Below are 18,731 nucleotides of genomic sequence, written 5' to 3' on the forward strand. Positions count from 1 at the left end.
CCCGCGTCCGCGTCAGTCGCAGACCGTATGCTCCCGCGGGCACCGCTCCGGCCGGCCCACAAGGGCCGGCGCAGCCGGCGGGGTCAGCGCGACCAACAGCGGACGGGTAAGGCCGCGGGAGCAACGGTCCGGACCACGACGGACATCGCGGTAGCTCACATCTTTATCTGGAATCTAGGTTTATCTGGAACCTCGGTTTCCAGGCGCGGAGCCAGAGCCGCCTCGACCCGGAAGGCTCTCCCGCGGCGGCTCTGTCGCCTTTCCGCAAGCTGGTGTACGGGGCGCCGGGTGCGTGGCACATTGGACTCGTGACTCCCGTGTGAGACGGATCCGGGAGGCGGGATGGCATTGCCACTGCGGGTGACAGTGTCGATCAATCGGATTGACGCGGCACCCGGCGATCGGTTCAACTTCGACGTCACACTGCGAAATACGAGCGACATCGTCGAGCACTACGTGGTCGAGATGCTCGGGCTCCCGGCCGGCGCGACCGCGCGGGTCGAGCCCGACGTCGCCAAGCTGCGGCCCGGCGAGACCGCCACGGCGACCGTGCAGCTCGCGGTGCCCGAGCAGTCGCCGGCCGCGGCCGGCCTCTACACGCTGGGCGTCCTCGTGCGCTCGCGCTACCGGCCGGAGGTCTCGCGCTGCGAGGAGTTTCCGCTGACCCTCGCGGCCGTCGACGACCTCGCGGTGCGGGTCGATCCCGAGGTCGCGACCGGCGGCCGCGGCGCCCGGTACACGGTGCAGGTCACCAACGGGGGCAACCTGCCGGTGCGGCTGGCACTCGGCGCGTCCGACCCGGAGCGGCGGGTCGCGTCGACGTTCGAGCCGCCCGTCCTCGACCTGCCGCAGGGCGCGACAGCACACTCGTTCCTGAGCGTCCACGCGCCCGTCCCGTGGAACAAGGAAAAGCAGCGGGTGCTGACCGTCGAGGCCGTCGGCGGCGGCGCCCGGGGCACCGGCACCGCCACGTTCGTGCAGCGGCCCCGTTTCGCCTCGAAGTTGGTGCGCACCGCCGGCATGGTGGGTGCCGTCGTCGCGGTGGTCGGGGCCGTGCTGGCCGGAGCGCTGATCGCCCGGGGCGGCGAAGAAGAGCCCGACCCGGGTGCCACCGGGCCACCCGGAGTCGCCACCTCCGGGCCCGCCGTCGTGCCACCGGCTTCACCGTCCGCGGCGGCCCCGCCGAGTCCCAGCGCGCCGCCCACCACAGAGGCACCCTCACCCACCGGACCACCGCCACCGGACCCGCAGGTCGTCGATGTCACCCAACCCTTCGGCGAACCAGCCAACGGGGTACTCGACGACGACGCGTTCCGGCGGCGCGGGCTTCTGATTTCCGGGGCGCCGGAGCAGGGCGTGCGCCAGGAGTGCGCGAACGCGTTCTCGGTAGCGGTCACCGGAGACGCCAACAGCGGCCGCTCCCTTTCCGCCGCCCTTTCCAACAACGAAAACGAGTGCACGGACGTGCCCGTCCTGATCAGGTTGCGGGTCTCGGTCTCCACGATCCAGGTCACCGTCGCGGGCGACGAGGAGACCCGTCAACTCGAGGTCTTCTACAAAGACAACACCCGCTTCGTCGAAAACGACCTGACCGTCACCCCTGAGGAACGGCGCACCGAGATCGACTTCCTGGTGGTACGCGGCCTCCCCGCCGCCGACGGCACCGTCCCCGCGGCGCAGATCGTGGAGATCCGGTTCACCCCGTCCACGTGACGGCTCACGACCGTACGTAGAAGGCGACCTCGGTGACCGCGAGGTCCTTGAAGCGGGCGCCCGGGTAGGTGCTTTCCACCTCCAGCGTCAGCGAGCTGACCGATCCGGCCTCGACGTCGAGCGTCTGCGGCTCGACGCGGTCGTCCAGGTTCCAGCGGGCCGACCACGAGCCGCTGGTGAGCCGGAGCCGCTTGACCCGCTGGTTGTTCGCGTAGTCGTCGGGCGAACGGCCGTCGCCGTTGACGAGCGTGATCCTGGTGAGCTGCACCGGGTTGGCGAACTGGTAGGTCAGCCGTACACCGACGTTGCTGCGCAACCGCCCGCCGTCGCTCTGCCACGTCGTGGCGGCGTCACCGTCCAATGTGTTCGTCACCGCGAAACCCCGGTCCGGGTTGGTGCTGGACGCGCTGGCGCGGACACTCCTCGGGTCGACCTGCACCAGACCCGGCGGTGCCGCGCCGCCCCCACCCGGTGGCGGATCGCCGTCGAGGTCCGGCCCCCGGCCGGCGAGGAAGACGGCCACGCCGATCAGCGCGGCCGCGCCGACGACAGCGCCGGCCACCGGCAGGAGCTTGCGCGCCAGCGAGCCTGACCGCGCCGGCGGCGCCGGCGGCGCCATCGGGAGCGGCGGCGGCGCGACCGCTTGCGGGACACGCAGCTCCAGCCCGCAGCGCTGGCACCGGACCCGCTCCATCGGGTTCCGTTCCCTACAACGTGGACAGTCGACCTCGCCGGGTCCTGGCAGCGGCGCGCCGTCGATGACGGTGCCGGTGGGGTCGGGCCGCCTCGCGGGTATGACGCTCGTGGCTTCGCCCTTCTCCCCCGGCGTGCGCTGCGGGCCGAAGTCCGCCGGCTCCGGTGTGGTGCGGAGCGAGGCGAGCAGGTAGCCGCACTTCGGGCACAGGCGCTCGCGATCGGGCCGTACCGGTGTCCCACAGTCGGGGCAGGTAAGGCTCTGCCGGCCGGTGACGTCAGGCATCGCCGCCTCCTTCCTCGCCGGGTGGCCGCACCCGGGCACGACCGCGGGTCGGGCCCGCCGCCGGGTAGCGGACATCCAGCTCGAGTTGGGCGCCGAGTGGCAGCTCCCCCTCCAGGAAGCCGCGCACCTGCGCCTCGCTGAGGTGGCCGGTGTGGTCGAGGCTGACCTTCACCACCGGATCGGCCGGGGGCACCGGGTCGTCGCGCCCGTAGATCCCGCCGCCGTCGACCACGGTCACCCGGGCGCCGGTGGCCGCCTCCAGCAGCCCTTCGATGCCGTGCCGGGTGCCGCGCCAGCCGAGCAGCCGGCCGACCTCCCGGACCAGGGCCCGCCGGTACGCGGGCGGATCGGTGGGCTCCAGGACGAGCCCCAGCCAGGAGGCGAGGAACTGGAGCATCTCGGGCGAGGCGAGCCCGGCGTCGACCTGGTGCTCGATGCTGTCGATGCGGGCCCGTACCGTGTCGGCGACCTCCTCGAAGGCGGTCGCGAACCCGAGCAGCACGGGATCGGCCACCATCGCGCGGGGCAGTTGGGTCACCAACCAGCCGGTCACTGCCGCACCACCACCCGGTGCTGGAACGACATGAACAGCGACGCGGGCGCCAGCCGTACCCGCTGGTCGACCTGCTGGATCGGCTTCTGGGTACGGAGGTCGGCGGTGATGAAGTGGACCGCCTCCACGCTGCGCACGCCGAGCGCGCCGTGCAGGACGCTGTAGACGTCGCCCTGTTGCAGGTCCATGCCGAACGGCCAACCCTGGCCGCCCGGCCCGCCGGTGAGCGGGTTGACGTACTCGTAGAGGGCCTGCTCGGTGTGCTCGCGCACGGTCTCCGGCCGCACACCCGTCGCCGCGCGGACCTCGGCGAAAATCTTGACCCCCTGGTACGTCGGGGTGGCGATCCGCAGTCGCATGGTGAGCAGGCGGCGGGGTTCCAGATATGCCTTGATCTGCTCTTCCAACTCCGGCGGGATGACGAGGTCGTCGAGCACGAGCGCGGCGGGCGGCACGTCGACGCGCGGCACCACGAGCAGGTGCGCCGGATCGCCCGGGTCTTCCGGCGGCAGGCAGCGCGCGCGTGCCACCGCCGGCGCGGCGTCCAGCGTGAGGCGCACCACGTCGTCGGCGGTGACCGCGCGGCGGGCGCCGCGCAGCAGCATCGGCCCGCGCAGCTTCGCGTTTTCCACCGTCTCCGGATCCACCCCGCCGCGGGTGGGGTCGAGGTTCGTCACCGCCGCGACGAACGGGATCGACGTGTGGAGCACGGTGAGCCGGTTGGCCGCCACGTTGCCGCGCCGGCCGCCGCCGAAGCGGTAGCCGGTGACGTACACCTGGGCGTCGATGGGCGGGATGGCGCCGTGCTGCCGCACAGTGCCGTCGCGGCTGACGACCCGCGGCCCGAAGCGGATTTCGCCGTTTGCCCCGGACCAGGTGAAGACGGTGTCGTCGGCGGTCGCGTCGGCAAGGTCGGCGACCTCGGTCCAGGTCTGCTCCTCGGGCTCGGACCCACGGTCGTGGCGGGGCAGCACGACCCGCACCGTCTCCTCGGGCCGGCGCGGCAGCACCGGCACCCGCCGCACCTGGAAGACCTGGCCCGGCCGGCCGTCGCTGGTGCCGAGCAGCTCCGCCGGGGCCGGCTCGGCGTGGTACGCGGTCGCCGTGCCGCCGAGCGCCACCACGGAGAGCGCCTCGAGCTCGGGCGGGTTGCGGTATTCGGGCTGGCCGGTCGCCGGGCGGGTGAGCCGGCAGCGCAGCCAGTGCGCGCGGCGCGCACCGAGCGCGAGCGGCTCGTGCCGCGGCGGCATGAGGAGCGTTAGCTGGCCGGGCGAGTTGAAGCCGGCACTGGTGTCATCCAGGATGCGCACGTCGCGCCACTCCCGCCCGTCCCACGCCTCCCAGACGCGCGGCGGCCGGCGCGGGTCGACGCCGGCGCCCTCGGGCCCGGTAGTCACGTCGAGCCGCAGCAAGTGCGACGCCGCCGACTCGGCGAGTCCGAAGTAGACAGCGTCGTCCGGTCGCAGCGTGACGAACAGGCGCACCGAGGCGGCCGCGCGGCGCAGGTCGTCCCAGCGGTCTTCGAACCGGTCGCCGCTCGGAGTCAGGCAGGCGACGAGCTGTGGCGGCACGAGCCGCAGGTCCGTGTCGGTGAGGAAGACGACCGGCTCCTCGTCGCCGCTGCGCTCGGTGCTGACCTGGCTGCCGGCCGGTATCCGCAGCGGTTCGGCGCGCGGCGCGGTGAGGGTGAAAAGCAGGTCGGCCCGCGCCGGCACGGCGGAGAACAGCTCGACGCCGACCAGCTCCAGAAACTTGACGTACAGCCGGTCGGGCACCTGGTTGAGCCGGTACAGCGTCATCTCGGTCATCCAGGCGAAGAGCTCGACCAGCGCGATGCCCGGATCGGAGACGTTGTGATCTGTCCACTCCGGACAGTGGCGTGGGATCCGTCGCTTGGCCTCGTCGACGATGTCCTGGAAGCGGCGGTCATCGAGGTTTGGTGCCGGCAAACTCATGGCATTCGCTCCTCGGAGGGGATGGTATAGAAGGGATAGACCAGGTTGCGTGTGTCGTTGGTCGACCGCACGCGATACTCGAGTTCGATGTGGACCGTGCCGGTGGCCTGCTCCGGTCGTGCCTGCACGAGATCCAGCTCGATGCGCGGCTCCCAGCGTTCCAGCGCCTCGCGTACCGACTGCTCGATCAGGCCGAGGGTGGCCGCGTTGAGCGGGGCGAAGACAAGGCCCCACATCGCGCAGCCGAAGTCGGGCCGCATCACCCGCTCGCCGGGCACCGTCGAGAGGATCATGCGGATGGCGCCGTCCAGCTCGTTCGTCCCGCTGAGCAGCCGCACCGCACCCGTACGGGAGACCGCGGCCGGAAAGCCCCAGCCGCTGCCGACGAAGTCGCCATGCCTGTTCATCCGGCCAGCACGTCCGGTGAGCCGGCGGTGATCGTGCCCACCGGAAGGTCGACGGGGTCGTTGCAGGTCATCACCGGGTCGCCCATGCGGGCCAGCGGCTTGCCGTTGACGAACACGGTCGGCGAACCGTTGACCACCCGCCCCTGGTTGGTCGGCGGCTTGCTGAACGAGCTGCTCGGCACCGGGATGTGGGGAGGCATGTTCTGCGCGACGCTGCCGACGACCGCGACCGGGAGGCCGTTGGCGAAGACGTCGGTCGACAGTGCGGACACCAGCCGGCCCGCGAACGGCAGCGGCGTCGGGGTCGGCACCGGGCCGCCCGGCGACGGCATGAGCAGGATGTGGGTGTCCGTCGCGGTGACCGGATCGTTCTGGCGCGCCGCCGGTTGGGGCATGCCTTCCCCCTCAGTTCAACTTGATCGGGCTGCCGGACACGGTCACCGGGCCGGTCGCGCTGATCTCGACCTGGGCGCCGCTGAGGGCGAGCTTCTGGGTGGCCTTGATCTCCACGTTGGTGGCGGAGACGACCAGCTTCTGCTCGCCGGTGAGGGCCGACTCGGTGCGTTCGAGGTGAACGTGGCAGCTGTCGCCGCCCAGCGACAGGTGCACGGACGGGGTGGGGTCGTCGGTCATCACCAGCCGTGAGTCGCCCCGGCTGGCCAGCACCCGCGCCTGCACCACGCCACCGGCGCAGACGTCGGGCTGCGGCGGCGGGTCCTGCCTGTTCCACAGTCCACCCAGGACAACCGGGCGGGTCTTGTCCTCCAGCTCGAAGCCCACCAGCACCTCGTCGTCCACCTCCGGCAGCCACTGCATGCCGCGCTTGTGGCCGCCACCCGGGCTGACCACCCGCGCCCAGGTGCTCTCGTCGTCGACCGACAGCGTCGGGAACGTCACCCGCACCCGGCCGAGCTTCTCCGGGTCGGCGTTGTTGGTGACGATGCCGATGACCAGGCTCCCCCAGCCGCGCCGCTCGACCCCGCCACCACCGGTCGCGCCGACCAGGTCGGCCAGCCCGGCCGGCTCCTTCCCGCCACAGACGAACTTGGTCACGTACGGACGTCCGGCGCCGTACACGTGCTCCACACTGGTGATCCGGTAGCGGCCGGAGAGGCGGGAGCCGACGTTTTCGATCCGCACGTCGCCGCCGGCGCCCAGGAGCGGGTCGCCCACCGCCTCGCCGCGCAGCACCACCTCGCCGCCGGAGGTACGCAGCAGCAGCGACTTGGCGAGCGCGTCGGCCTCCGCCTGGTCGGCCACCGGAAACTGGCCGGCGGAACGCCGTACCCGGCCGAAGCCGCGACGGGCGGCGGCGGCCATCTCCTCGGCGGCGGGTGCGTCGGTGCCCGGGTCGCCCTCGCTCGCCCGGCCGGTCACCGCCCGCTTCGCCAGCGGGTCCCAGCCGTTGATTTGTACCTCGTCGGCGCGCTCGCCGGAGGCGAAGCGGACGGAGAAGCGGCGCAGGTTGTCGCCCCACTTCAGCGGCGGCGGGGTGCCCGGGCCGCGCGGCTTGCGCTTGAAGTGGAAGGTCTGCTCGCTGATCCAGAAGTCGAAGCCGATCCGCCCCGCCCGCCGCCGCAGGAACGCGTAGTCGCTCTCGCTCGCCTGCAACACGTAGTCGTGCACCTCGCCGGTGCTGTCCACATCGGGCGTGAGGCCGTGCTCGCCGCCGATCTGCGCCGCGATGTCGGCGTCGGTCATCCGCTGGAAGCTGCGCGACTTAGGGCCGCGGGCGAGGCGGTGGGTCAGGTCCAGCCCGGTCAGCACCAGCTCGTGCCGCCCCGCGGTGCCCTGCTCGACCGCCACCGCCGTCACCTCGCCGACGGTGACGACCACCGGGTCGCCCTCCGCGCGGAAGGCCACCTCTATCCGGGTACCGATCGCGAACAGCCCTCGGTCGAACAGCTCGAAGTGCGGGTCGTCGAAGTGCACCGCGAAGTAGTCGGGAAGCTGGACCGACTCCTCGACGCGGGCGAGCGTCAGGTTCGCGTACATGTCCGGTGGCAGCGGGCGGCCGTCCACCGTCAGCACCACGCCGTCGAGGCGTTTCTGCTCAGCCACGGCGACGCACCGGCAGTTCGGGAATGACGAGGAGCGTGCCCGCCGCCACGGCGATCGGGTCGACCACCGCGTTCGCCTCCGCGATGAGCCGCCACCGCGTCGGGTCGGAATAGTGCGCGGCGGCGATCCGGTCGAGGGTCTCACCCCGCACGACCCGGTGGGTGCGGTGCAGCGTGGGCGTGTGCGAGGTGGGGTTCTGGAGCGGCTTCAGCCCGTCGTCCATCCACTGCTTGAGGCTGAGGTCGGCCTTTGCCCGCAACGGCATCCCGCTGCTCGCGAAGTACGTGTACTTGATCTGCAACCGCTCCACGATCGCCTTGAACGAGTGCAGCGTCCCCCAGTGGAACTCGACCCACGGCGGCCGGGCCTTGTTACGCCCCGAGTCCGAGCCGGGCAGCGCGGGGTTGACCTTCATGAGATCGAGCAGCTTGCTCGTGTGCTTGGTGACGTCGGTGCCCTCGCTGGTCGTGTCGAGCGTGATGCTGAGCGCGATAGTGCCCGGCTGGCCCGCCTGGAAACGCAGCTCCGGCGCGTTGCGGCCCTTGCCCTCCGCGGCGTCCCAGGAGTTGGCCTTGGTGATCGTCAGCTCGGCCGGGTTGAACAGGAACGTGATCTCGTCGCTGCCCGGCTCGATGCGCAGGCGCGCCTTCGCCGGTCCGGTGGCTTCCTGCGGTGCCGTCATTGTCAGAACACCCCCGCCCATCGGCCGCCCCGGCGCTCGATCTCGCGCAGGAGCCGTTCCTCCACCGCTTCCACGACCCGCTCGACGTCCAGCGGCTGCGGGCCGGCCGTGGTCTTTCCTCCAGCGGCGGCGCCGGGGGGCGCGCCGCCCTGGACCACGGGGGCGGCGGCGGGAGCTGGCACCGCCTCCTGGGTGGTGGGGCCGGCGTTTCCCATGACCGGCCCCGGGGACGGCGTCGACGCGCCGGCCTCGATGAGCGTGGCGCGGGCGACGCGGGCGGCGACGTCCGTGACACCTCCCATGCCGCTGCCGACGGGCAGCCGGTCGACGATGCCCGCGCTCATACCGCCGGCGTCGTTCGGGATGCCACCCTGGCGTAGGCCACCGGCCGCCAGGGCGGCGCGTTCGTCGTCGTCGACCGCTCCCGCGAGCCCGGCGAGGAGGAAGCGCGGGCGGCGGACCGGGCGCCGGGCGTGTGTCAGCTCGTGGGCGAGTACCGCCGCCGTCGCCGGCGAGGGCGGTCCGGGCAGGTGCACGACGGATCCGGTGGTGGCGCCCAGAGCGCCCGCCGCGGCGAGGGCGTGCCGGGTCGCGGGTCCGGTGGTGAAGCGGGGCGGATGTGCCGCGCCGGTGATCGTGGCCGCCATCGCCCGGTAGGGCGCGGGCAACGCCCGCGGGGCTTCCAGCGGACGTGCGGCGACCGCGGCTTCCCAGCGCCGTCGCGGTGTGGCGTCCACCCTACGCGGCTGTCTCATCTGGACGGTCGAGCGCCAAGGCGTCAGCCGCACGGTGCCAGTCGGATCGGGCACGTTGCCCGGCGGCAGCGGTGCCGAGCCGGCCACCGGCAGGTCCCCGGCGCCCGTCGGCGGCTGGAACGACGGCCCACTCGCCGGCCGCCTCGCCAGCGCCGGCCTCGCTCGGACGGGGGTGGGCCTGGCGATCGTGGGCATCCCGTGCGCCGGCGGCCTCGTGGGCGACGACGCCGGCCACGGCGGCGCCGCGCGGTGGGCTTGCCGCGCCGCGGGGTGGACTTGCCGGGCGGGCTGCGGCCTGATCGGGAAGGTTTCGGGTTGCTGGTGCGGCACGAAACCTTCACGCTGCTTCCGGCCAGGTGTCGCGAGGCGAGCGCGCGCTCGGGTGGCTGCCTCCGTCCCATTTGGCGCCCGCTCCAAGCGCGCGTGCGCTCGGGTGGCTGCCTCCGGCCCACCTGGCGCCCACTCCATGGGCCGCACCAATCCCGCGGTTCGCGCGCTCCGCATCGCGCTCACCGTGACGGGCATCCTCTTCGCCGCGACCGGCATGCTCCCCGCCACGGCCGAGATGTCGGGCGCCGCGGCTGAGCTGCTCACCACGGCTGATTTGCTCGCCTGGGCTGTGCCGCTCGTCCGAGCCATGCTGCTCGGCAGAGCGGTGCTGCTGCTCATCCGGGCCGTGCCGCGGCTCACCTGGGCCGTGCTGCCCACCCGGGCCGTGTCGCTGCTCACCTGGGCCGTGCTGCCCACCGGGGCCGTGTTGGTCGCTCCGGGTGTGTGGGCGCTGCGGGCCACCGTCCAGAGTGGGGCCGGCCGGGGCAGCGCTGCCTGTGGCGCCGCAAACACACGGACCGCCGCTGGCGGCGTGCGGCCTGTCGGCGTGCGGCCTGGCGGCGTCGTGGTCTCTGGGCGGCCGGCGATCGCCCTGCGCACCGGCGCCGACCACGTGGCAGCGACCCGCGCCGGCCTGGCGTTCACCGAGCGTGGCAACTTCGGCCGGGCTGCCGCGGCCGGCGCCGGCCGGCTCCGGAAGCGAGTCGTGACGCTGGTGGGCGACGAGCGTCTGGGCAGGGTCCCGGCGGCCGACATGGGCAGCCGCCGGGGGTGTGCCACATGCCGTACCGGGGAAGGCTGGCGGTGACGCGCGGGCGCCAGCGCCCGATGCCGCCGCAACCAGGCTGCCAGCGTCCATGGTGGGCGGACGGGAAGCGCGGCGACCACGCCCGCCTCGTGGCGGGATGGCGCCGCACGCCGGAGCAGCCGGCGGATGGCCGTCGCCACGGTGCGTCGCAGGCCGCGGCGCCGGCCGGGCTCAGCCGCCGGAACGGAAGCCACAGTGGCACACCTCCAACTCCTCGACCGCGAGCTCTCGGGACGACGCGGCGAGCTTCGGGCCGCTCCACCGCACCGGCTTGGCGTCGTAGAAGGACCAGATGCGCACGGGTTCGCCGCGCGCGTTGAGGACGCTGACCGTGCCGTCGAGCGGCTGGATCTTGTTGCCGGCGTCGGTCAGGCCCTCACCGGAAAACCTCATCAGCCACTTGAAGAGCGCGTCGGTGTCGGTGAGGCCGCGCTTGAAGACGAGGTTGGGCCACTTCATCCGGCCCAGAAGGCGGTGCGTGTACGCGTTTTGCCCGCCCTCCGCCAGCTCCTCGACGTCGATCTGCACCGACAGGCCGGAGACCTCGGTGAAGTATCCGATCGGGTCCGGGCCCACCTCGAACTTGAACTTGCCCACGAACGGTGGATCCATTGTCCGTGCCTCAGCCACCCTGAACTCCTTGCCATGCGCGCTCGTTGAGACCGCCGACCTCCTGGAGCAGCCGGATCCGGTCGCCGTGCTCGAGGTCGAGCAGGCTGTCGAAGGTCCAGTGCAGGTGGTACGCGAGGTAGGCGATCTCCTGCCACAGCTCGTCGTGCGCGTAGTGCCCTATCCCACCTCCACCGACTCCATCGGGAAAGGGTTCCCGGGCTCCACCGTGTCCAAGATGGACGGATCCTGGAAGTTGACGATGCGGTAGAGGTCCTGGAGGTAGCCGAAGTCGCTGACGAAGAGCGACTCGATCGTCTTCGTCGTCACCCGCGACACCGTGCCCAGCTCGGTCACCACCCGGGCGAGCACGATGACCGTCGCGTACGCCTCGTTTTCCTTGACCCGGGGGTCGCGCAGCGGCTCGATCTCGTCGCGCGCGCACGCCAGCCGCATCGTGCCGGTGCGGTGCAGTGTGCCGTGCTCGTCGACGTAGCCCTTCGGCAGGGTGAACGGGTACTCGGTGCGCAGGCTCATCCGCGACTCAGCCCTTCGTGCGTGATCGTGAGCTTTTCGGTCGCGATCTCGTTGCTCCCCGCGTCGAGCTCGGCGCCGGTCCACTTCGAGGGCCAGCCCTCCTCGAAGTTCCAGCGGGCGACCTCCGTATGCGTCGAGTCCTTGATGACGATGGAGCCGGTGCGCCGGGCGGCGTCGACGTCGCCTTCCTGCACCTGCTTGCGCCACTCCCAAAGCGCCTTCGACTCGTCGATGCGGCGCTCCAGCGTGATGTCGCTCCACTTCATCGCACCCGGCACTTTCCGGATGATCATCTTTCCGTCCTTCGTGGCCTCCTTGTACTCGATGGTCTCGGTCTCCGCCTCGACGCCCGAGCACTTGCGGAAGCTGGCCAGCTCCACTCCGTCGATCTCCAAGACGAAGCTGAAGGTGGTCATGAGGTCCGGCATGACTGCTCCTCTCACTCGGTGGCCGCGCCACCGCCCTGCCACTGGCTGATCCGGAAGATGACGAACTCGGCGGGCTTGACCGGGGCGATGCCGACCTCGACGATCAGCTTGCCCTCGTCCACAGAGGACGGCGGGTTGTTGCTCTCGTCGCAGAGGACGTAGAAGGCCTGGTCCGCGGTGGCGCCGGTGAGCGCGCCCTGCATCCACAGCCCGCGCAGAAAAGCGTTGATGGTCCGCTTGACGCGCTGCCACAGGTCGAAGTCGTTGGGCTCGAAGACCGCCCACTGGGTACCTCGCCGGATGGACTCCTCGACGAAGTTGAACAGGCGCCGGACGTTGACGTAGCGCCAACTGGGGTCGGTCTTCGCGAGCGTACGGGCACCCCAGATCTTCGTGCCGTACGTGCCGAACGAGCGGATGCAGTTGATGCCGTCCGGGTTGAGCAGGTCCTGCTCGCCGCTCGTCACGTCGTTCTCCAGGCGAACTATGCCGCGCAGCGCCTCGTTGGCCGGTGCCTTCCACACGCCGCGGGCCGCGTCGGTGCGAGCCCACACGCCGGCCACGTGCCCGACCGGCGGCACGGTGAGGTACAGCTCGCCGTTGGTGGCGCCGGGTCGGGCGAGCGGGTTGGTCACGACGAGGTTGGGGTAGTAGAGCGCGGCGAAGGCCGAATCCCGGCCGAGGCGGCTACGCCACTCCAGCGCCCGCGTCGCGTTGAGGCCGGGCGGCGTGTCGAGGATGGCCATCCGCCGGCTGGCCTCGCACCAGTCGACGATCTGCTTCTGGATGGCGAGGTACTTTTCCTCGTCCTCGGCGATCGTGCAGAGGTCGGGGATCGCCACCATCGTGACGTTCTCCGCGATCGCCAGCCCCTGGTAGCCGGTCCGCTCGGTGACCGAGCCCTCCAGGTCGGCGGGGGTGACGGCCACCGGCTCCAGCGCCGGCGTCTCCAATGTGTACCGTCCCGGCGCCGGCACCCGCTCGGCCAGCGAGACCCCCTGCGCCGGCGAGATCTCCACCCGCAGCACCTTGGACCGCTCGTTGACCGTCCGCTCGAGCACCCGCGGGCTCTTGCCGGCGAACGAGAGACCGCCGATCTCCTCCCGCAGCGATCCGTCCTGGTAGACCCGCAGCGTGTACTCCTGCTTGCCGTCCGGCTCCTGCCCCTCGGCCGGCGACGGTGGCGGGACGACCTCCACCTCGACCCGCGTCCCGGGGTTGAGCGCCGACACCGTGAGGCTCTCCACCTCCGGCCGGTCGGCCGCCGGCAGGCGCAGCGTCGCGCGCCCGTCGCCGCCGTTCCCGTTGCCGCCGGGTATCCGCACGATGTAGCAGGCGCTGCCGCCGTTTTCGAAGAAGCCGCGCACCGAGTGCGGGAGCATCGCGCCGCGCACGAAGCCGCCATAGACCCGCTCGTACTGCGGCCAGCTCGTCACGAGCTGCGGCTTGACACCGGTCGGGTCGGTCGGGTCACCCTCGTTGGCGTCGTACCGCTCGGTGAAGCCCACGAACGCGGCGACCGCCGTACCCACCCCCTCGATCGGCATCGAGCCACTTGGCTGCTCCTCGATGTAGACGCCCGGCGCTCCGTACGACGCGGCCACGGCCACCATCTCCTCGCTGTGTCAGGCCTGTACCGCGCTGGTCAGCAGCGCGGGGTCGAGATCGGTCAGGTAGAACTCGCCGTAGTGCAACGGCGGGTAGACGCGCATCATCGGCTGCTCGGACGAGCACGCCAGGACCTTCACCTTCGGAAACTGATGCACGATGCGGGCGACCAGCTCGGCGGTGTCACTCTGGTCGAGATCGAGCACGACGACGTCGGGCAGCACCTCGACGAGCCGGCCCAACACATCGGCGGCGGTGGTCTCCACCAGCTCGATGCCGTCGACGCGGAGGATGTCCTCCAGGCCGACCCGGTGCAGGGCACCGAAGTCCCCCATCAACACCCGCGTCACGCGTACGAGCGTCGCTCCCGCACCGCCATCCCGGAAGGCTCAGCGGTGCAACCAAAGGTGCACCGCCTCACCTGCCCGTCGTGGTGAGGTTGGGGAGGGTGGCGTTGCCGGCGGCCTCGAGGCCCTCGTGGCTGAGCGGCACCACGAAGATCAGCCCTGGCGGCGCGCTGGCGTCCATTGGGGGCTGCTCGGCCTCGCAGACCAGGGCCTCCCCCGGCGCCGGCGGCATGACCAGCGACGCCAGCGCGGACGTCTGGTCGGACACGATGATGTCCGCGGTGCCCTCGCCGCCCACGTAAGGGTCGACGAAGATGAACGGCCCGTCGGTGCGCGAGGTCTCGGGCAGTGGCTCGCGGTTGCCGACCAGGTCGTAGACGGGCGAGAGCAGCCCTCGGTCGTACGCGCCCTCGCTGGCGGGCGACACCATGCTGCCGCCGGCGCCCGCGGCGACCCAGATCATCGCGTCCACGCCGTACGGCCAGAACTGGCCGGTGATGTTGGCCAGCGCGTTGCCCGACGGGGTGAAGGCGCCGGTCGCCAGCTCGATCGAGCCAGCGGGGGCCCGGTAGACGCCGGCCAGCCGCTGGTACAGCGAGACCGGCCCGACCGGGACGGGCTGGGTGAAGAGGCCGGACGCTTCCTTCGGTATGCCGACGTACGCGCGGGTGTTGCTGGGCGACACGAGCGTGCGCAGGACCCGCACCGCCGTGCCCTGGCTGGTCGCCGACTCGGGCAGCGCGTAGATCCCCTGGGAGCCGCGCAGCACACCGCTCGACGTGATCCCGGTTTCACCGGAGGCGGTGGTGAAATGCGCCAGCGCCCGCTCCGAGCCCGGACCCGAAGCCGCCGCTGGGCCGCCGATGAGACGCACGACGCCACCGGCGACCACGCCGATGATCGCGCCCGTGGTGGCGTCCACGACGTACGCCTCCACGCCCGAGAACTCGCCCTCACCGACGTCTTGCACGGCCCGGAACGATGTGGTGGACGCGGCCCCGCCGATGGCGTACGCGGTGACCACGCCGTAGCCGGCCCTCCCGAGTGCCCCGGCCACGCCGCCCGGCACGGCGAACAGCGCGAGGGCCTCGCCGACGATCTGCGCGTCGGACGGGCTGCTGACCAGCTTGTCGCCGGGTCCCGGGGCGTTGGCGACCTTCGGCCGCAGCAGGATGTAGCCGCCGACCGCGATCGGGATCAGCCACCACAGGCCGAGCGGGACGTCCGGGTTGGCGGGCTGTGCCGTACCGCCGGTGTGTGCCTCGCGTTCCAGGACCGTCGTGGACGCCGGCGTGCCGGTGCGCCGCGCCTGTCCGGCGTGGGCCAGCTCGTGCCGGAGCGCGTCGGCACGGCTCGGCGCGCCGGGCCGGCCGAGGTCGCGGCCGAGGTAGACGTCGCCGCGCCAGGAGAACGCGTGCGCGCCGAGGCGGGCCGCGGCGTCGTAGGACTTGGGCTCGTCGAAGATCCGCGGCGTCTCGGCCGCGACACCGTGCCCGATGCCGAGGCCGGCAAGGACGTGCCGGTGGCCGGACCGCCCGCCCGACGGACCGGACAGGAACGCGGCGAGCGAGCGGTTGGACACGCCGGCCGGCAGGGCCGGGGCGGGCGCCCGGTGCGCGTCGGGCCGTTTCTTGGCGAGCAGCTCCTCCGGGAGGAGCTCAATGCGCTGGCGCATCGCCGTTTCTCCTCGCGATGGAGTCGACCACGGAAGGCAGTACCTTCTCGACCGGCGGGCCGGCCGCCGACAGTGCCGTGGCGTCCAGGGTGGCCGTGACGACGAGGTCCAGGCCGGGCTTGAGCTGGCCGCCCAGCGCCGACCAGAAGTCGGAATTCTCGCTGCCGTCGCCGCTGCGCAGCGTCACCGAGGGCAGCGGGCGTACGTCGGCGAACGGGCCGCGCAGGTGTTCGGGTGCGATCACCTTGTGCAGCAGCAGTGCCGCCAGCACGTCGCCGAGCAGGGAGTGCTCGTCGCGGACCTCGCGGGTCCAGGCGGTCACCAGGTAGCGACAGTCCACTCTGGGCAGTTGGTCGCGCCGGGCGCGGCGGCCGTTGTCGAGGGCGACCACCTCCTCGCCGTACTCCCGTTCGGAGAGGTTGGGGCGCACGTCCCAGAGATACAGATCGACGGTGGGCCGGGAGACGCCGGCGGCCCAGTCGCCGTCGGGCGCGTCGAAGACGACGTCGACCTCGCGCTGGGCCAACGGGACCGTGGCGCGCAGGAAGGCTTCCAGCGACTCATCGAGCAGGTGCAGCATCGGCGTCTCGATTCACCAGGTCGAAGTAGCGCTCGAACTCGACCTCCGTGCGCAACCGGCCGAGCTTCTGGAACTCGCGCTTGAGCGAGAGCGCGACGTGCCGCATCGTGATCGGGCTGCCGTCTTCCGCGGCGAGGAACGCGGCGCTCAGCGCGGCGTTGTGTATGACGCCGCCGGAGACCTTGAACTGCCGGGCCAGGAAGTCGAGGTCGAGGTCGGCGACCGGCGCCGTCGGCGGAAACGCGCGGGCCCAGATCGCCCGGCGCTGCTCTTCCTCGGGCAGCACGAAGTCGACGGCGGTCGAGATGCGGCGCAGGAACGCGTGGTCGATGTTGCGCTGGAGGTTGGTGGCGAGGACCACGAGCCCGTCGTAGGTCTCCAGCCGTTGAAGCAGGTAGGCCACCTCGATGTTCGCGTACCGGTCGTGCGCGTCGCTGACCTCCGACCGCTTGCCGAAGAGCGCGTCGGCCTCGTCGAAGAACAGCACCAGGTCGCCGGCCGCGGCGGCGCCGAAGATGCGCTCCAGGTTCTTTTCGGTCTCGCCGATGTACTTGCTGACCACCGCCGAGAGATCCACTTTGTACAGATCGAGGCCCAGCTCGCCGGCGACGACCTCGGCGGCGAGCGTCTTGCCGGTGCCGGACGGTCCGGCGAAGAGCGCGACCGTGCCGGTCGACGGCAGCGGCGGAAAACGCCAGCGCCCGTACACGACCTCGCGGCCCCGGTGGCGTGCCGCGAGCTCGCGCAGCTGCCGGGCGTCGTCGGGCGGCACGATCAGGTCGTCCCAGGTGCGCCGCGGGCGTACCCGGACCGCGACGCCGTCGAGGTGCCCGCCGGCCAGGCGGCGCACGGCCGGCCCGAGACCGCCGTCGCCGGCGGCGACTGCCGCTGCCACGAGCCGCAGCTGGTCGCGATCCAGGCGGTACGCGGGGTCGGGTGCCCGGCCCAGCGCGCGCTGCCAGTCGCCGTCGTCGGCCTCCCCGCTCGCGACCCGCACCTCCTGCCACGGCAGCGGCGGCACGGACTCCAGCGGCAGCTCCGGCCGCGAGCAGAGCGCCCACGCCAGATGGTCGGCCCGCGCCACCGCGTCACGCCCGGTCGCGTCGAGCGGCGCGGCCAGGTCGAGCACCACCACGAGATCTCCGAGCGTGGCCTCACGCACCGTCGCGGCCCACTCCGCGCCATTTCCGGGTACCGCGCAGAGCAGGCGACCGCGCCCCGGCCACCGCTCGTCGACCGCGCGCAGCCGGCTCTCCCGATCGGCGCCGGTGACCAGCAGCAGCCCGCCGGCCGGTGTTCCACTGTGGTCGGTGAGGCGCCGCGACGCGCCGGGCGGCAGCTCGGGGTCGGCGGAGCGGTCGCCGTTGAGCTGCCAGGCGACACGGGCGGGCAGCGCACATGTGCGGGTGGCCCACGGACCGGTCGCCGAGACCTCGACGAGCTCGGCGCGGCGCAGCCGCGAGTCGGGCGCCACCTGGGTGGCGCCGGAGCCGGGGAAGATCCGGGCGAGCGTCGCGAGCGTGACCTGGGGCAGCTGCACGGAGTCCTGCACGTAGGCGACGAGTCGCTGCCGGGCCGGCGCCAGCTCCACGGCGGCGAGCAGGGCCAGCGCCTCGGCCTCGGCGCGGCCGAGCCGGGCCGACCGGACCAGCGCGGCGAACGCTGACGGACCGGCCAGCGAGTCGGCGAAGTCCTTCCGGCCCCGCTCCACCTCGGTGCGCACCCGCGCGCGAACGGCGGCCACGCGTTCCGGCTCGGGGCCGTCGAGGCCGGGCAGCGTGGCGAGGACGCGGTCGAGGTCTTCCTGCCCGACGAACAGGCCGGCGAAGTCGCGCGGCGGCCGCCCCTCGGCCAGCCGGCAGATCAGCGCCTCGCACTGGAGCAGGACGTCCGCGAGGACGGTCCACGGCTCGGCGGCGGTCGGCATCCGGGCGGCCGCTAGATCACGCCTTCCCGCGTCGCGAGGGCGACAGCCTGCGCGCGGGTCCGGCAGTTCAGCTTGGTCAGCAGGTCGTGTACGACGTTTTTGACGGTGCGCTCGGAGAAGCAGAGATCTTCGGCGATGCCGCGGGTGTCCATGCCGTCGGCGAGCAGGCGCAGCACCGACCGCTCGCGGCTGCTGAGCTCAGCGGGGCCGAGCTGCGAGTGCTGGCGCACGTGGACGAGCAGCCGGGCCAGCAGGTCGCCGGGGAGGATCACGGTGCCGGCCACGACCGCGCGCAGGGTGGTGACGAGCGTCTCCGGAGTGAGCGTCTCGTGCGGCAGCACCGCGCCGACCCCGGCGTCGACGATCTCGCGCACATGCTGCTCGCTGGCGGCGCGAAGCGTGGCGACGAGGCGGGTGCGGCGGCCCACGACGAGGCGCACGGCTCGGCGCAGCGCGCTGCCCTCCGACTCGAAGATCAGCACATCGAGCCCGGCCATGGCGGGCGTAGGCGTCAGCCCCACGCTCTCCCCGCGCACGACGAAGCCAGCCTGCTGGAGGCAGGCGGCCATGCCGCGCCGCACGATCGCGTGGCTGTTGTCGATCCAGACCGAGGGTGGTCCTTGGGTGTCCACCGGCACCACCCCCCGGTGTGTCTAGTGGTCGTCCCCCCACGCCATGATGCGACCACGAATTCACGCGCGACAACGATTTTTGGCAGCCGATTCTGTCGTTTTCCTGTCGTACCAGATATTGATCTCATGCATGCAATAAATGATC

General features: G+C 72.3%; 20 protein-coding genes. 2 read left to right on the forward strand and 18 right to left on the reverse strand.

The annotated features are described in order from the left end of the window. Positions 1–342: 342 nt before the first annotated feature. Complete coding sequence (locus ACTMTJ_RS30040) at positions 343–1,713, forward strand: COG1470 family protein (RefSeq protein ID WP_441221795.1); 1,371 nt, start codon at positions 343–345, stop codon at positions 1,711–1,713. Between the two features lie 4 nt (positions 1,714–1,717). Here ACTMTJ_RS30040 and ACTMTJ_RS30045 read toward each other — a convergent pair whose 3' ends face one another. The 8 genes from ACTMTJ_RS30045 to ACTMTJ_RS30080 are packed head-to-tail and all read right to left on the reverse strand — an operon-like array spanning position 1,718 to position 9,192. Further along, positions 1,718–2,692 carry an NADase-type glycan-binding domain-containing protein gene (locus tag ACTMTJ_RS30045; RefSeq protein ID WP_441221797.1) on the reverse strand — a complete coding sequence of 325 codons (975 nt, stop codon included), beginning with the start codon at positions 2,690–2,692 and terminating at the stop codon, positions 1,718–1,720. After that, positions 2,685–3,245, reverse strand: coding sequence for a phage tail protein (locus tag ACTMTJ_RS30050; protein ID WP_441221799.1), 561 nt, complete (start codon positions 3,243–3,245; stop codon positions 2,685–2,687). Before ACTMTJ_RS30050 ends, ACTMTJ_RS30045 begins: the two co-directional genes overlap by 8 nt. After that, positions 3,242–5,200, reverse strand: coding sequence for a putative baseplate assembly protein (locus tag ACTMTJ_RS30055; RefSeq protein ID WP_441221801.1), 1,959 nt, complete (start codon positions 5,198–5,200; stop codon positions 3,242–3,244). The genes ACTMTJ_RS30050 and ACTMTJ_RS30055 overlap by 4 nt, the downstream gene beginning before the upstream one ends. Then, positions 5,197–5,607 (reverse strand): GPW/gp25 family protein, encoded by a 411-nt coding sequence (locus ACTMTJ_RS30060; protein WP_441221803.1) that lies wholly within the window; start codon positions 5,605–5,607, stop codon positions 5,197–5,199. The genes ACTMTJ_RS30055 and ACTMTJ_RS30060 overlap by 4 nt, the downstream gene beginning before the upstream one ends. Next, positions 5,604–6,002 carry a PAAR domain-containing protein gene (locus tag ACTMTJ_RS30065; RefSeq protein ID WP_441221805.1) on the reverse strand — a complete coding sequence of 133 codons (399 nt, stop codon included), beginning with the start codon at positions 6,000–6,002 and terminating at the stop codon, positions 5,604–5,606. Before ACTMTJ_RS30065 ends, ACTMTJ_RS30060 begins: the two co-directional genes overlap by 4 nt. A gap of 10 nt (positions 6,003–6,012) precedes the next feature. Continuing rightward, entirely contained in the window at positions 6,013–7,668 is a 1,656-nt protein-coding gene (locus ACTMTJ_RS30070) for a VgrG-related protein (protein ID WP_441221807.1), read from the reverse strand. Then, the gene (locus ACTMTJ_RS30075) at positions 7,661–8,350 is read right to left on the reverse strand and encodes a CIS tube protein (RefSeq protein ID WP_441221809.1); all 690 of its coding nucleotides are present in this window, start codon (positions 8,348–8,350) and stop codon (positions 7,661–7,663) included. Before ACTMTJ_RS30075 ends, ACTMTJ_RS30070 begins: the two co-directional genes overlap by 8 nt. Positions 8,351–8,352: 2 nt before the next feature. After that, entirely contained in the window at positions 8,353–9,192 is an 840-nt protein-coding gene (locus ACTMTJ_RS30080) for an eCIS core domain-containing protein (protein ID WP_441221811.1), read from the reverse strand. Positions 9,193–9,571: 379 nt separating this feature from the next. On the opposite strand from ACTMTJ_RS30080, the gene ACTMTJ_RS30085 reads away from it, so the two are divergent. Further along, positions 9,572–10,243: a hypothetical protein gene (locus ACTMTJ_RS30085; RefSeq protein ID WP_441221813.1), complete on the forward strand. Its 672-nt coding sequence runs from the start codon at positions 9,572–9,574 to the stop codon at positions 10,241–10,243. A gap of 171 nt (positions 10,244–10,414) precedes the next feature. On the opposite strand, the gene ACTMTJ_RS30090 is transcribed toward ACTMTJ_RS30085, so the two are convergent. The 10 genes from ACTMTJ_RS30090 to ACTMTJ_RS30135 all read right to left on the reverse strand — a co-directional run bounded on the left by ACTMTJ_RS30090 (position 10,415) and on the right by ACTMTJ_RS30135 (position 18,586). Beyond that, complete coding sequence (locus tag ACTMTJ_RS30090; protein ID WP_441221814.1) at positions 10,415–10,873, reverse strand: phage tail protein; 459 nt, start codon at positions 10,871–10,873, stop codon at positions 10,415–10,417. Then, positions 10,866–11,036 (reverse strand): DUF6760 family protein, encoded by a 171-nt coding sequence (locus ACTMTJ_RS30095; protein ID WP_441221886.1) that lies wholly within the window; start codon positions 11,034–11,036, stop codon positions 10,866–10,868. The genes ACTMTJ_RS30090 and ACTMTJ_RS30095 overlap by 8 nt, the downstream gene beginning before the upstream one ends. Next, positions 11,033–11,389, reverse strand: coding sequence for a hypothetical protein (locus ACTMTJ_RS30100; protein WP_441221816.1), 357 nt, complete (start codon positions 11,387–11,389; stop codon positions 11,033–11,035). Before ACTMTJ_RS30100 ends, ACTMTJ_RS30095 begins: the two co-directional genes overlap by 4 nt. Continuing rightward, on the reverse strand, positions 11,386–11,817 hold the full coding sequence (locus tag ACTMTJ_RS30105; RefSeq protein ID WP_441221818.1) for a phage tail protein: 432 nt from the start codon (positions 11,815–11,817) through the stop codon (positions 11,386–11,388). The genes ACTMTJ_RS30100 and ACTMTJ_RS30105 overlap by 4 nt, the downstream gene beginning before the upstream one ends. 11 nt (positions 11,818–11,828) lie before the next feature. Continuing rightward, positions 11,829–13,430, reverse strand: a complete 1,602-nt coding sequence (locus ACTMTJ_RS30110) for a phage tail sheath family protein (RefSeq protein ID WP_441221820.1) — start codon at positions 13,428–13,430, stop codon at positions 11,829–11,831. A 12-nt stretch (positions 13,431–13,442) separates the two neighbouring features. Continuing rightward, a complete protein-coding gene (locus ACTMTJ_RS30115) occupies positions 13,443–13,775 on the reverse strand; it encodes a hypothetical protein (protein WP_441221822.1) in 333 nt (110 codons plus the stop codon). 67 nt (positions 13,776–13,842) lie between these two features. Then, positions 13,843–15,447, reverse strand: coding sequence for an eCIS core domain-containing protein (locus ACTMTJ_RS30120; protein WP_441221824.1), 1,605 nt, complete (start codon positions 15,445–15,447; stop codon positions 13,843–13,845). Next, positions 15,431–16,027, reverse strand: a complete 597-nt coding sequence (locus ACTMTJ_RS30125) for a DUF4255 domain-containing protein (RefSeq protein ID WP_441221826.1) — start codon at positions 16,025–16,027, stop codon at positions 15,431–15,433. Before ACTMTJ_RS30125 ends, ACTMTJ_RS30120 begins: the two co-directional genes overlap by 17 nt. Further along, positions 16,008–17,954 carry an ATP-binding protein gene (locus ACTMTJ_RS30130; protein WP_441221828.1) on the reverse strand — a complete coding sequence of 649 codons (1,947 nt, stop codon included), beginning with the start codon at positions 17,952–17,954 and terminating at the stop codon, positions 16,008–16,010. The genes ACTMTJ_RS30125 and ACTMTJ_RS30130 overlap by 20 nt, the downstream gene beginning before the upstream one ends. A gap of 11 nt (positions 17,955–17,965) precedes the next feature. Then, complete coding sequence (locus ACTMTJ_RS30135) at positions 17,966–18,586, reverse strand: response regulator transcription factor (protein WP_441221830.1); 621 nt, start codon at positions 18,584–18,586, stop codon at positions 17,966–17,968. Positions 18,587–18,731: the final 145 nt, after the last annotated feature.

The organism is Phytohabitans sp. LJ34 (genome assembly GCF_052068095.1).
Classification (GTDB): domain Bacteria; phylum Actinomycetota; class Actinomycetes; order Mycobacteriales; family Micromonosporaceae; genus Phytohabitans.